This is a genomic window from Citrobacter sp. R56 (assembly GCF_016811995.1).
GTDB lineage: Bacteria > Pseudomonadota > Gammaproteobacteria > Enterobacterales > Enterobacteriaceae > Citrobacter_D > Citrobacter_D enshiensis.
The window spans coordinates 3,921,557-3,935,122 of the sequence record NZ_CP069159.1; the positions used below are offsets into that span (position 1 = coordinate 3,921,557).

Sequence of the window (13,566 nt, forward strand, 5' to 3'; positions counted from 1 at the left end):
AACAATGTAATTTAATGTCACTAGAATTGCAGCAGTGTAACATCGCAATTACATTGTATACCCCGAAAAAGATTAGCCCTCCTGATATTTAGCCGGGAGGAGCAGGCTATAACTGAGGATCGTTAGTTGTCTGAATTCCTGTCCATCGCCCTGTTTCTCGCCTCTGTGCTGATTTATGCCTGGAAAGCGGGTCGTAACACCTGGTGGTTTGCAGCCACTCTGACGGTGCTCGGTCTTTTTGTTGTCCTGAACATTACACTCTATGCCAGCGACTACTTTACCGGCGACGGCATCAACGATGCGGTGCTCTACACGTTAACCAATAGCCTGACAGGCGCGGGCGTCAGTAAATACATTCTTCCGGGCGTGGGGATCGTCCTCGCGCTGACGCTGGTTTTTGGTGCGCTGGGCTGGGTTCTTCGCCGCCGTCGGCACCATCCCCATCATATGGGGTATAGCCTGCTGGCACTGCTGCTGGCACTGGGTTCGGTAGACGCCAGCCCGGCGTTTCGCCAGATTACCGAGCTGGTGAAATCACAATCCCGCGATGGCGATCCTGATTTTACGGCTTATTACAAAGAGCCGTCGAAAACGATCCCCAACCCCAAACTGAATCTGGTCTATATCTATGGCGAAAGCCTTGAGCGCACCTATTTTGACAACGATGCCTTCCCGGATCTCACTCCGGAACTGGGCGCGTTGAAAAACGAAGGGCTGGATTTCAGTCAAACCATGCAATTGCCGGGCACGGATTACACCATTGCCGGGATGGTGGCCTCTCAGTGCGGTATACCGCTGTTTGCCCCCTTTGAAGGCAACGCCTCGGCATCGGTTTCCAGCTTCTTCCCGCAGAATATCTGCCTTGGCGATATCCTGAAGAACTCCGGTTACCAGAACTATTTTGTTCAGGGCGCGAACCTGCGTTTTGCCGGCAAAGATGTGTTCCTGAAATCCCACGGCTTCGATCATCTCTACGGTGCCGAAGAGTTAAAAACCGTGGTCGCGGACCCAACGTATCGTAATGACTGGGGTTTCTACGACGATACGGTACTCGACGAGGCATGGAAAAAGTTTGAAGAACTCTCTCGCTCCGGCCAGCGTTTTTCTCTGTTTACGCTGACCGTCGACACCCATCACCCGGATGGATTTATCTCGCGCACCTGCAACCGTAAACGCTACGACTTCGATGGCAAACCCAACCAGTCATTTAGCGCCGTCAGCTGCAGCCAGGAAAATATCGCCCAGTTTATCAATAAGATCAAAGCGTCTCCGTGGTTTAAAGACACCGTCATCGTCGTCTCTTCCGATCATCTGGCGATGAACAACACCGCATGGAAGTACCTGAATAAGCAGGATCGCAGCAACCTGTTTTTCGTTCTGCGCGGCGACCAGCCTCAGCAGGAGACGCTGGCGGTCAAACGCAACACGATGGATAACGGCGCGACCGTGCTCGATATTCTCGGCGGGGATAACTTTATTGGGCTCGGGCGCAGCAGCTTGTCCGGCGAATCCATGTCGCTGGTGTTCCTGAACATTAAAGAGAAGGTTCTGGCGTGGAAACCCGACATCATCCGCTTGTGGAATTTCCCCAAAGAGATGAAAACGTTCACCATCGATCAGGATAAAAACATGATCGCTTTCTCGGGCAGCCATTTCCGTTTACCGCTGCTGCTGCGGGTCTCAGACAATCGCGTGGAACCGCTGCCGGAAAGCGAATACTCCGCGCCGCTACGCTTTCAGCTGGCGGATTTTGCCCCACGCGACAACTTTGTCTGGGTCGACCGCTGCTACAAAATGGCGCAACTGTGGTCGCCGGAACTGGCGCTCTCCACCGACTGGTGTGTCTCTCAGGGCCAGTTGGGTGGGGAGCAAGTCGTACAGCACGTGAACAAGGCACAGTGGAAGGGCAAGACGGCGTTTAAGAACACCATCATCGATATGGAACGCTATAAAGGCAACGTGGATACGCTGAAAATCGTCGATAACGATATTCGCTACAAAGCGGACAGTTTCGTCTTTAACGTGGCAGGCGCGCCGGAAGAGGTGAAGCAGTTCAGCGGTATCTCTCGCCCGGAATCCTGGGGGCGCTGGTCCAACGCGCAACTGGGAGAAGAGGTCAAAATCGAGTACAAGACGCCGTTGCCCAAAAAATTCGATCTGGTGATCACCGCCAAAGCCTACGGCGCGAACGCCGATCGCCCCATTCCGGTACGTGTGGGCAAAGAAGAACAAATCCTGCGCTTGGGTAACGACATCACCACGACCATACTGCATTTTGACAATCCGGAAGCGGCCAGCACGCTGGTGATCGCGCCGCCCGACCCGCAATCCACCAACGAGGGCAACATTTTGGGGCACTCGCCACGTAAACTGGGGATCGGTATGGTGGAAATCAAAGTGGTGAATGCCGAAGGATAACCCCGAATGGAGAGTATCGGCCCGATAAGCGTCACGCCACCGGGCCTCTCTTTATCAGTGAAAAAAACAGCGCCCAACACGGCTCCGGGCGCTGCATGGCAACTTTAATCCAGCGCTTTCACCGCTTGACGCATTCCCTGTACCCGTATATTTTCCAGGCTGGCAGTCACTTGGGCGGTAAGCCCTGGCAACAACGTTAAATCCTCGCCCCAGTGTGCTTTATCACTGAGTACGGCATCGACCAGTTCCTGCAACGTCAGTTCTGCGCCCACGCGCGGCCACAGCTGTTGATAGCGTGTGAGCCACTGCTCATCGTCCTGGAGTGGATACGCCTCTCCTGCCCGTTCGCCGCGGTAAAAAGCGATCAACGCCGCAAGCGCAAACGTCAGCCGAACGGGATAGGTATTGCTCTGCTGACCTGCCAGCAACTGAGGCAAAATACGCGTGCGGAATTTCGTCATACCGTTGAGCGCAATAGAAAGTAGCTGATGGCGGATATACGGATTCTGGAAACGTCCTGTCACCGCATCGGCAAATTCACGCAGTTCAGCGGCGGGCAGATCCAGGACCGGAATAATCTCCTGGTGAATCGCCTTTTCCACAAAGCGACGCACATCCTCGTCCTGCATCGCCTCGCCGACCGTTTCCAGCCCGCACAGCCACGCCACCGGAACCAGTGCGGTATGCGCACCGTTGAGAATGGCGACTTTACGCTCTTTATACGGTTTGATGTCGGCGACAATGCGAATATTCAGCGAACATTCCGTCAATTTCAGCGCCTCGGCCAGCCAGGCCGGTCCCTGGATCACAAACAGATAAAAATGCTCGGCGGTGTCGAGAAACGCATCGTGATACCCCAACTGTGCTTCCAGCGCTGGTACCTCCTCGCGCGGATAGCCGGTCACGATCCTGTCCACCAACGTGGAGCAAAATGTGTTTGCCGTTTCCAGCCAGTCGAGAAACGCCGGAGACAACTGCCACTCCTGCGCATAACGCTGAATTAACGCCTTGAGCGCATCGCCGTTATAGTCGATCAGTTCGCAGGGAATCATTACCCAGCCTTTGTCTGGCGCGCCGTTGAAGTGATTAAAACGCTCCAGCAACAGACGTGTCAGTTTCGCCGGGAAACTCACCGGCGGGGCATCATCGATACTGTCACCTTCGTGATAGCCGATCCCTGCCTCAGTGGTGTTAGAAAACACAAAGCGGATATCGGGGTTATGCGCCAGCGCCAGGTACCCGGCAAAATCCTGATACGGGTTGATCTCGTTATTCACCGAGCGGATCAGACGCGCGTCACTAACGGCCTCGCCCTGCTCATTCAGGCCACGGATCACCGTGGTGTACAGGCCATCCTGGATATTGAGCGACGGCGGAAAATCGGTATTAATAGGGCGAACAATGGTGATGCCAGCCTGCAGATCCGTCGTCTCGTTGAGAACATCCAGCTGCCAGTCTACAAACGCCCGCAGAAAATTACCTTCGCCAAACTGGATCACTTTCGTCGGGTAGTTGTGGCCAGGAAAATCCTGTCGATTCAATGTTTTCATTGCTATATCCCTGTCAGAAAGTAATCACGCCTTTGATAAGCTCGTGGTTGTTAATCACATCACTTTCGTAAATCTCCGCCAGCGTGGTGAAGGGATAGCGGTGCGTCAGCATCATGTCTGCGGTCAGCTTACCTTCCGCCATCAGCTGCCCTACTTTGGCGAAATCCTCCGGCGTGGCGTTACGACTGCCCATCATGGTGGTCTCTTTTTTGTGAAACTCAGGGTCGGAAAACTGCAGATCCCCCTTAAACAGCCCAACGAAAACAATGCTGCCGCCATGGCGAATCAGGTTAACGCTATTGTTCATCGCATGCGGATTCCCCGTGGCATCAATGACTTTTAGCGCCAGGGAACCGCCGAATTGCGCGCGTAATTGTGCGTCAAAATCGTCGGCAGAGGGATCAATCACCGGGAGTTCCAGCCGAGAGGTCACATGCTCCCGACGGGCCAGACTGGTATCAGCGACCACCACCTGCGCGCCGTCGGCGTTGGCGATAGCCGCCGCCCCCAGCCCTATCGGACCTGCGCCCACCACCAGTACCTGCTCGCCTGGCGCAATCGCCGCCCGGCGTACCGCATGCGCGCTAATAGCGTAGGGTTCAATCAGCGCCGCCGCCTGCGGATCAATACCGTCAGCCGCCAGCAGGTTAGTCGCAGGTACAGACAAATACTCGCTAAAGCCGCCATCCTGATGCACGCCAATCACCGAAATTTTCTCGCAGCAGTTGGTACGCCCACTGTTACACGCCGGACATTGCTGGCAGGCCACGTAGGGAATCACTGCGACCTGTTGACCCATTTTCAGATGCGAAATATTTTTACCTAACCCGGCAATTTCGCCACATATTTCATGGCCCAACACACGAGGATAACTGAAAAAAGGTTGATTGCCTCCCCAGGCATGAATATCGGTACCGCAAATCCCTACGGATTTAATTTTTATTAATGCTTCATCCTCACCAGGAATAGGAACTTGACGTTCTTCCCAAACTAATTTTTTCGGTTCCTGGCAAATCAGCGTATTCATCGTTGACATGATTCAGCTCTCCTGTTTTTCGTTGCATCAGATATCGATGAAAATAAAAATATCGAAGAGACAGGAAACGGAATTTGTGAATACCGACGCATAAAAATGTTTTAAATCGGGTTTTAATACGCGCAAAAAGGAGAGACCGATGAGCCGCTCGCAAAATTTACGTCACAACGTCATTAACCAGATGATCGATGATATGGCTCGCGGCCATATCCCCTCCCCGCTCCCCTCACAAAGCGCACTGGCAGAGATGTACAACATCAGCCGTACCACGGTGCGCCATATGCTCAGTCATTTAAGCGAATGTGGCGTACTGACGCCGGTTGGCAGCGACTATGTGATCGTCCGTAAGCCCAATAATGACGACGGTTTCGCCTGCACTACCGCCTCACTGGCTGAGCAAAACCGTATTTTCGAGCACGCCTTTTTCACCATGATTAACCAACGGCAGTTACGCGCAGGGGAGACATTCTCCGAACTGCAACTGGCGCGCGCTGCCGGCGTCAGCCCGGTCGTTGTGCGGGAATATCTTTTAAAATTCGGGCGTTACAATCTGATTATCAGCGAACGACGTGGTCTGTGGCGTATGCAACAGTTCGATCAACGCTATGCCGAACAGCTTTTCGAAATACGGGAAATGCTGGAGACCCACGCCCTGCAGCACTTTCTCAATCTGCCGGTTACGGATATCCGCTGGCAGAAAGCGCGAGATTTACTCGATCGTCACCGCGCATTACGTGACACCATCAGCGACAACTATCGTATGTTTTCCCTGCTGGACCGCGATTTTCATAATCTGATTCTCAGCGCCGCCGAAAATGTCTTTTTCGATCAATCACTGGAGATTATCTCTGTTATTTTTCACTTTCACTATCAATGGGATGAGAGCGATCTCAAACAAAGGAATATCGTCGCCGTCAATGAACATATGACCATTCTCAGCGCCCTAATCTGTCGCAACGACCTCAGCGCCACAGCCGCATTACGTCAGCATCTGCAAACCGCCCGGCAGACCATGATCCACTCCATCAATACGACGAGCAGCCACTCTGTGAGATTTTAAAAACCGATTAAAAACAGCAAATCATTACCGTAGCCACAATTCCTTAATAAAAATAACTATCCATTAATAAGACACTTTAGGCTCTGATAAACATTTTAAGATAATCAATACGCATAATAATAAATAGTTTAGAAACTCTGTAATACATCCCGGAAAACCCGGACAAAATAATAACATCCTCAGTACCTACTAAAAAAACGGAGAGTAATAATGAGTCTGATGTCTAAAAAAAGAAATACGTTACTAGCATTCGCTGTTGGCTCTATACTCGCTACTGTCTCATTTAGCAATTCTGCGATAGCCGCTGCCGAATATACGTTGAAAGTTGCCTATGAAAATAATCCAGGAGAACCCTTTGATAAGGCGATCCGTGAATGGGCACGCTTATTTAATGAACAAACCGGCGGTAAAGGCGAGCTCATTGCTTATCCCAGTTCACAATTAGGCTCGAAAAAGGATGTCATTGAGCAAATGAAACTGGGTAGTCCACTGATTACCCTCGCCGATGGCGCATTCTTCTCTGACTATGTGCCTGATTTCGGCATTATGTTTGGTCCTTACGTCGGCAATAGCTATAAAGATATTTTTAAACTCAACCAGTCAGACTGGTACAAGGATCTGGAAAACAAACTGGATGCTAAAGGCCTGCACATCGTCTCTAAAGACTGGCTGTATGGTACGCGCCATATGCTGACCACCAAAATGGTCACCAAACCGGAAGATCTGAAAGGCCTCAAAATTCGCGTACCGAACAATCGCATTCAAATCGAAGGCATGAAAGCGATGGGCGCAACCCCGACGCCACTTCCTCTCGCCGAAGTCTATACCTCGCTGAATCTGAAAGTTATTGATGGCGCGGAAAACCCGATTCCGGTGTTGTACGGACAAAAACATCATGAAGCGGCTAAATACCTGATCCTCACCGGCCATGTCGAAAACGTGACTAACCTGGTGATGGGAAGCAATACCTACAAAAAACTGCCGCCGGAAATTCAGACCGCACTGGTGAACTCCGGCGATCAAGCAGGGAAATACTTGACTGAGCTCGTTCAGAAGGAAGAACAAGAACTGATTGAGAAGATGAAGACAGAAGGCGTCACAGTGGTGGAAGTTGACCGCAATCTGTTCCGCGAAGCGTCAAAACCGTTCTACACAAAATTCCCGGAATGGACGCCAGGATTGTATGAAAAAACACAGGAAATCATCGCACAGTAACGGAGAAAACGCGCAGCGCACTGCCTGCGCGTTTCCCTTTCCCTGAAAAAAGTATCGCCGTATAGGAATGACTATGTTTCGGTTTCTCAATAAATTCAGCGATATTCTGGCCTGCCTGCTGGCAGGTGGGATTGTGCTCATTACGGTCGTGGCCGTCCTGATGCGCTGGCTGCTTAACGCCCCACTGATCTGGGGTGAGGAAGCGCTGATTATCTGTTACATCTGGTTGATTATGATCGGTGCGGCCTCAGCAATGGGCCATCGTATGCACGTCAGTATCGATGCCTTCACCTCCATGCTGCCGGAAAACTGGCGTTTATCCTGCGCCATCATCACCCACATGATTGCCATTGTCTCACTGTCTACATTTGGCTATCTCGGCTATGAGCTGTCACTTATCGCCGTCGATAAAATCACCCCTATTCTTGGGGTCTCCTATCTGTACATCGATTTTGCTGTGCCGACAGGCGCTGGGATCATGGTGATGTTTTGCCTGCAACACCTCTGGCAAGACATTCAAAAACTGAAACGCAGGGAGGTCGTATGTCAGTAGCGATCGCGTGTATTGTCTTATTGTTTCTGTTTATTCTGAATACGCCGATATTCATCAGCGTACTGGTCGCAATACTGACTTACTTTTATATGGCGGGCGACATTTCACCGCTGATCGCTGTTCAACGTATTATCGGTGCTGGAGAAAACGTCACTTTACTGGCAATCCCGTTCTTTATCCTGCTTGGTAACCTACTGAATTACACCGGTATTACGCACCGTATGTTGCGATTCACCGGTGTGCTCTCCGGTCACTATCCGGGCGGGCTCGCCCAGTCCAACGTCCTGCTCAGTACCATGATGGGAGGTCTGTCGGCATCGAACCTGGCTGACTGCGCGATGTTGTCAAAAATGCTGGTGCCGGAAATGACTAAACTCGGCTACAGCAAAAGTTTCTCTACTGCCGTCACCGCTGCCGGGTCGCTTATTACGCCGATCATTCCCCCGGGAATCGCCCTGATCATTTACGGTTTTGTTGCCGATGTCTCCATCGGAAAAATGTTTATGGCCGCGATCATTCCGGGACTCTTGTGCTGCGTCGCGCTGATGTTCACGATCTATTTAATCTCGAAAAAACGCGGCTATCTCCCCGCCAGAGCCCATGGCCCAACCTGCCGTGAACTTTGGGAAGCGGGTAAAGGTGCCACTTCAGCACTCATTTTGATTCTGGTGATTATCGGCGGGATCCGTTTTGGGATCTTTACCCCAACAGAAGCAGGCGCTATTGCCGTTGTGTTTGTGATTATTATCGGAGCCGTTTTCTATCGTGAAATGACGGTGAAAGATATCGCGGCATCGTTACTGGAAACTGCACGCTCAACCGCAAGCGTAATGCTCATCATCATGACCTGCTCAGCGCTGGCATGGGTGTTAACGAACGAACAGATTGCGCAAGATTTGGCCGTGGTGATGACTGGATTCTCTGATAATCCTTACATCTTCTTGCTGATCGTGAACCTGGTTCTGTTGTTTCTGGGAATGTTTATTGAAGGAAATGCCGCCATCATCGTACTGGTTCCGCTATTAATGCCAACAGTACGCTTGCTGGGCATCGATCCGATTCACTTCGGCGTGATGATGATCCTCAACCTGGCCATTGGTTGCCTGACGCCACCTATGGGAACGGTCATGTTCGTTGCTACTTCCATCACGGGAACAAAAATTGCTGATTTTCTGCGTGAAGTGCTACCGCTGTTAGCAGCACTGATTGCCGTGTTGCTGATGGTGACGTTTATTCCGGCTCTGACAACCTTCCTGCCCGCGCTGTAAAACGTGTCGCGCCCTGCTCAACAGGGCGCGACAACACATCATTAAAACGTTTCCCAGTTCTCACCGGCATCGGTAACAGCGGCTTTGCGCGGCGGTACCGGCGCAGAAACGCTTTTCGCGGCGACAACGTCACGAGAACGCTGTTGTTCCTGCTGAATACGGAATACGGCGACGGCCTGGGTCAGACGACTGGCTTGTTCCTCCAGCGCGGCTGCGGCAGCTGCGGACTCTTCCACCAGCGAGGCGTTCTGCTGCGTCACGCGATCCATCTCAGCGACAGCCAGACCGACCTGGTCGATACCGCGACTCTGCTCATCAGACGCAGAAGCGATTTCGCCCATGATATCGGTCACGCGGGTGACCGCGTTAACAATCTCATCCATGGTTTCGCCGGCGCTCTCTACCAGCGTTGAACCAACATCCACACGACTGACCGAGTCTTCAATCAGGCTCTTAATCTCACGCGCGGCCTGAGCACTGCGCTGCGCCAGATTGCGCACTTCCCCAGCAACCACCGCAAAGCCACGGCCCTGTTCGCCTGCACGCGCCGCTTCTACCGCCGCGTTCAACGCCAGAATGTTAGTCTGGAAAGCAATACCGTCGATTACGCTGATAATGTCGGCAATTTTCTGCGAACTGGAGGCGATATCACGCATGGTTTGCACCACGTTATCCACCACTTTACCGCCCTTCTGCGCGGTTTCTGAAGCGCTCAGCGCCAGATGGCTGGCCTGACGGGCGTTCTCGGCGTTCTGTTTCACGGTGGCCGTCAGCTCTTCCATGCTGGCCGCAGTCTCTTCCAGGGAGGCGGCCTGCTGTTCAGTGCGGGAAGAAAGATCGTTGTTGCCCATCGCAATTTCGCTGGCACCGCTGTAAATCGCGTTAGCGCCGTTGCGCACATCGCCGACGGTATGCACCAGTTCGCTCTGCATGTGGCGCAGGCTTTCTGCCAGTTGCCCCATTTCGTTAGAGCCTTCTACATCAATACGCTTCACCAGATCGCCACTGGCGATATGACGAATGCTCTCGATCAGGCGGTTCATCGGTTCGATTAAAGAGAACTTAATGCCGAACCAGACGGCGACGATCACCAGCAGCACCGCGATTAACACGCTGACCAGCACCCACATCGCCTGGCTGTAGGAGCTATTATTGTCTTCAACCGCAATGTCATACAGGTGATCGTTCTGCTGCATATAGGCCGTATACGGTTTTTCAAAACCGTCCTGATAGCCCTGCGTCGGTTGATCAAAGAACTCGTTGATCTTACCTGAGCCCAACAACTGGATCAGTTCAGCCAACGCATTGTGATAGATATCGTAGCTACGTTTGATCTCGACGGCCGCAGCCTCGCTCTGACGCGGATCGCGCGGCAGTGCTTCGTAATCGGCCCAGTGTTTTTCCGCCTGCTTCAGGGACGTGCTCGCAATCTGCATCAGATCGACAACGGTGGCGCCGCTGCCGATATTGTTCTGATCCATCATGTAGCGGATACCCGCCCGGTTGAGGGTATTACGTGTTTGTAGCAGCGCAACCCAGCTGGAATTCAGCGTGGACTGCTGCTGGCGAATGGTCTGTAGAACGGTGAAATTTTCTTTGTCATTTTTCAATGAGTTAAAGAACAAACCGCCCGAGGTCAGTTGTAAAAGGCCAAATATTGCCAACACCAGCAGTAAGCTGGTCACAATCTTAATTCGTTTTAACATGTTTTCTCATTCCGCTAGACAGATACTCTGGTTGTCGGCCTGGAATGAGAAAACTTTATACAATAGCGACGTCTGTCACAGGTATTTTGTGCAAAATGCTGGCAAAAAACGCCATGACAGACTACCGCCTGATGACTCTACCTGAGCGCGCAGATGTCATCGTACAACGTACGGGTAATGACCACGCCTTCCTGCTCTGCCTTTTCCCGCGCCACAAAACGCCGCTCGCCAGGCAAACGCGCCCCCTGACTCTGCATCGCATCAAACAGCGTTTCCGCCCGCGCCAGATGAGCATGCGCCTCCTGGCCAAGAAAACGTGTCGGATCAAACGCCAGGATCAGTTCGCCGCCATAAGGCAGTCCTCCGGCACCGTTATCCCAGGCCAGCGACTCCGCGCTGGTCATGTCGCCAATCAACGGTCCGGCCAACAGTTCGACCATCGCCGCAAACGCCGAGCCTTTATGCCCGCCAAAGGTCAGCATCGCGCCATCCAGCACCGCCTGCGGATCGGTTGACGGCTGCCCGTCGCTGTCTACCCCCCAGCCTTCGGGGATCGGTTTTCCGGCGCGTAAATGAAGCTGGATCTCTCCCCGCGCCGCCGCGCTGGTTGCCATATCAAAGATAAACGGCGGCCTTTCGCCACGCGGCCAGCCAAACGCAATCGGGTTAGTGCCAAACAGCGGGCGCGTGCCCCCGGCAGGCGCGACCCAGGCGTGACTTGGCGTACAGGCGTAGCCCACCAGTCCGGCGTCCGTGAGCGGTTCAATATCGGCAAACAGCGCCGAAAAATGAACGCAGCGATTGATAGCCAGCGCAGCGATACCGCAATGCCGTGTTTTCTCAATCAATAACGGTAACGCCTGTTCAAATGCCAGCAGCGAAAACGCGCCGCCGGCATCCGCCTTCACAATCGCCGGGGCGCTGTCGGTCACCACCGGCATGGCGTCTGGCGACACTTTACCTTTGCGTAAGGTGTCGACAATCCCCAACAACCGCCATAAACCGTGGGAAGCGCAGCCATCGCGCTCCCCGTTGGTCACATTGCGCGCCACAACAGCAGCATGTTCTTCACTGAATCCATTCCCGCGTAGCACCTGATGTGCCAGCGAGTAAGCCTCTGTTAACGAGAGGTTTACCATTGTCATTACCTTCTCCTTTACTCTTCTTCGTCTCCAGTAAAGTTAGCTTGTGGTAGACAAGTCCGCTCGCCCCAGTAGTAAATTCCCAGCGACATCACCGCGACAATCACTGTATCCCACGGATGGCCAATCACCCCTGTACCGCCAAAACTGCCTAACCAGGAGAACAGCATAATCAGCGCGTAAAACCCTACCAGCCACAGCGAAGACTTCACCTGCTGAGCCAGACTGACGGTATGCACCGGCACTTTGGATTTACACAGCACATACACCACAAACATGACGATCTGCAGCCCCAACAACCACGAAAGCGTTCCCCAGCCGGACCAAAAGACAATCAGCGCGGAGATAACAAACGACAATGGACCGATAATATGAAATGCGCGAACGCGGAACGGACGCGGAAGATCCGGCGAATTCCGGCGCAGCCCTGCCGCCGTCACCGGCGCAATGGCGTAACTGAGCACCAGCGCGGCGGAGACGACGCTGATCAACTGCTCCCATGACGGGAACGGCAGCGTCCAGAAAATCGATAAACCAAACGTCAGCCACAACGCCGGACGAGGAATACCGGACTCTTTATCAATGTGGGTAAACGCTTTAAAGAAGGTGCCCGCTTTCGCCCAACCGTAAATCACGCGCGGCGTCGCATTCATATAAATATTGCCAGTCCCGCTCGGGGAGACAATCGCGTCACTGACCACCATAAACGCCAGCCAGCCCATTCCCAGCGTAATAGCAATATCGCGATACGGCAAAGAGAACTGCTTACTGACTTCCGCCCAGCCGCCACTCAGCATCTCAGTCGGGATACTGCCCAGAAACGCCACTTGCAACAGCACATAGATAATGGTCGAGAGCACCACCGACAAAATCAGCGCCACCGGAATGGTTCGCTGTGGGTTTTGCACCTCACTGGCAACGGAGATAATCGGCGTTAGCCCCAGATAGGCAAAGATTATCCCGCCTGCGCTTATCGCCGCCTCTACCCCCGACATGCCAAACGGCGCAATCCCCTGCGCGTGCAGGTTTTCGGGTTTAAAGAAGGCAAACAGGGTGATCACCACCACCAGCGGCACGAGGAATTTCAGTACGCTGATGATGTTGTTCGAGCGGGCGAACGTTTTAACGCTGTAGTAGTTCAGCGCAAAGAAAAAGCAGAGCAACAAAAATTGCACCACCCAACCGAGCAACGTCGGGTCGCTGGAACCGGGCTGCGTCAATGCCGGGAACCAGGCCGCGGCATACTGACGCGCCGCGACGATTTCGATGGAGATCAGGCTGGAAAACGCGATAAGCGTAATAAAACCCAGCAGATAGCCCATCAACTCACCGTGAGAAAACACCGGGTATCGAATAATGCCCCCGGCACGCGGCAACGCCGCGCCTAACTCACAATAAACAATGCCCAGCAGCAACACGGCGATACCGCCGATCACCCACGATGCGATACCGGCAGGTCCGGCAATCGAGGCGACATGGCTGGCGGCAAACAGCCAGCCAGAGCCAAAAATCGCCCCCAGTCCAATAAACGTCAGATCCGTTAACGTCAGCTGCTTTTTAAATTTCCCCGACTCAACAACCCGGGTCTGAGATTGAGGTGTAGAGTGAATCGTCATGA

Annotated in this window: 10 protein-coding genes; 5 read left to right on the forward strand and 5 right to left on the reverse strand. The window is 53.1% G+C overall.

Going from position 1 to position 13,566, the window contains the following annotated elements; all coding sequences use genetic code 11:
* Nucleotides 1-126 precede the first annotated feature (126 nt).
* A complete protein-coding gene (opgB, locus tag JM656_RS18515; protein WP_203359020.1) occupies nucleotides 127-2,418 on the forward strand; it encodes a phosphatidylglycerol--membrane-oligosaccharide glycerophosphotransferase in 2,292 nt (763 codons plus the stop codon).
* A 104-nt stretch (nucleotides 2,419-2,522) separates the two neighbouring features.
* Here the strand turns inward: opgB and JM656_RS18520 are convergent, their stop codons facing one another.
* Both JM656_RS18520 and JM656_RS18525 read right to left on the reverse strand, forming a co-directional pair.
* The gene (locus JM656_RS18520; protein ID WP_203359021.1) at nucleotides 2,523-3,968 is read right to left on the reverse strand and encodes a tagaturonate reductase; all 1,446 of its coding nucleotides are present in this window, start codon (nucleotides 3,966-3,968) and stop codon (nucleotides 2,523-2,525) included.
* 13 nt (nucleotides 3,969-3,981) lie between these two features.
* Entirely contained in the window at nucleotides 3,982-5,004 is a 1,023-nt protein-coding gene (locus JM656_RS18525) for a zinc-binding alcohol dehydrogenase family protein (RefSeq protein ID WP_203359022.1), read from the reverse strand.
* A gap of 139 nt (nucleotides 5,005-5,143) precedes the next feature.
* Between JM656_RS18525 and JM656_RS18530 the strand changes: the two genes are divergently transcribed.
* The 4 genes from JM656_RS18530 (at nucleotide 5,144) to JM656_RS18545 (ending at nucleotide 9,100) form a co-directional block, all read left to right on the forward strand.
* Nucleotides 5,144-6,064: a GntR family transcriptional regulator gene (locus tag JM656_RS18530; RefSeq protein ID WP_203359023.1), complete on the forward strand. Its 921-nt coding sequence runs from the start codon at nucleotides 5,144-5,146 to the stop codon at nucleotides 6,062-6,064.
* Nucleotides 6,065-6,283: 219 nt separating this feature from the next.
* Nucleotides 6,284-7,279: a C4-dicarboxylate TRAP transporter substrate-binding protein gene (locus JM656_RS18535; RefSeq protein ID WP_203359024.1), complete on the forward strand. Its 996-nt coding sequence runs from the start codon at nucleotides 6,284-6,286 to the stop codon at nucleotides 7,277-7,279.
* Nucleotides 7,280-7,352: 73 nt separating this feature from the next.
* Nucleotides 7,353-7,832 (forward strand): TRAP transporter small permease, encoded by a 480-nt coding sequence (locus tag JM656_RS18540; protein ID WP_203359025.1) that lies wholly within the window; start codon nucleotides 7,353-7,355, stop codon nucleotides 7,830-7,832.
* The gene (locus JM656_RS18545) at nucleotides 7,823-9,100 is read left to right on the forward strand and encodes a TRAP transporter large permease (RefSeq protein ID WP_203359026.1); all 1,278 of its coding nucleotides are present in this window, start codon (nucleotides 7,823-7,825) and stop codon (nucleotides 9,098-9,100) included. Before JM656_RS18540 ends, JM656_RS18545 begins: the two co-directional genes overlap by 10 nt.
* A 41-nt stretch (nucleotides 9,101-9,141) precedes the next feature.
* Here the strand turns inward: JM656_RS18545 and tsr are convergent, their stop codons facing one another.
* From tsr to JM656_RS18560, 3 genes are all read right to left on the reverse strand, one after another.
* Nucleotides 9,142-10,806, reverse strand: coding sequence for a methyl-accepting chemotaxis protein (gene tsr / locus JM656_RS18550; protein ID WP_203359027.1), 1,665 nt, complete (start codon nucleotides 10,804-10,806; stop codon nucleotides 9,142-9,144).
* Nucleotides 10,807-10,943: 137 nt separating this feature from the next.
* Nucleotides 10,944-11,951 carry an Ldh family oxidoreductase gene (locus JM656_RS18555; RefSeq protein WP_203359028.1) on the reverse strand — a complete coding sequence of 336 codons (1,008 nt, stop codon included), beginning with the start codon at nucleotides 11,949-11,951 and terminating at the stop codon, nucleotides 10,944-10,946.
* An 11-nt stretch (nucleotides 11,952-11,962) separates the two neighbouring features.
* Nucleotides 11,963-13,564, reverse strand: coding sequence for an APC family permease (locus tag JM656_RS18560; protein ID WP_203359029.1), 1,602 nt, complete (start codon nucleotides 13,562-13,564; stop codon nucleotides 11,963-11,965).
* Between the last annotated feature and the right edge of the window lie 2 nt (nucleotides 13,565-13,566).

Coding starts and splice junctions, on each gene's coding strand:
- JM656_RS18520 (WP_203359021.1), bottom strand. CDS start 3,968: ATGAAAACATTGAATCGACAGGATTTTCCTGGCCACAACTACCCGACG.
- JM656_RS18525 (WP_203359022.1), bottom strand. CDS start 5,004: ATGTCAACGATGAATACGCTGATTTGCCAGGAACCGAAAAAATTAGTT.
- JM656_RS18530 (WP_203359023.1), top strand. CDS start 5,144: ATGAGCCGCTCGCAAAATTTACGTCACAACGTCATTAACCAGATGATC.
- JM656_RS18535 (WP_203359024.1), top strand. CDS start 6,284: ATGTCTAAAAAAAGAAATACGTTACTAGCATTCGCTGTTGGCTCTATA.
- JM656_RS18540 (WP_203359025.1), top strand. CDS start 7,353: ATGTTTCGGTTTCTCAATAAATTCAGCGATATTCTGGCCTGCCTGCTG.
- JM656_RS18545 (WP_203359026.1), top strand. CDS start 7,823: ATGTCAGTAGCGATCGCGTGTATTGTCTTATTGTTTCTGTTTATTCTG.
- tsr (WP_203359027.1), bottom strand. CDS start 10,806: ATGTTAAAACGAATTAAGATTGTGACCAGCTTACTGCTGGTGTTGGCA.
- JM656_RS18555 (WP_203359028.1), bottom strand. CDS start 11,951: ATGACAATGGTAAACCTCTCGTTAACAGAGGCTTACTCGCTGGCACAT.
- JM656_RS18560 (WP_203359029.1), bottom strand. CDS start 13,564: ATGACGATTCACTCTACACCTCAATCTCAGACCCGGGTTGTTGAGTCG.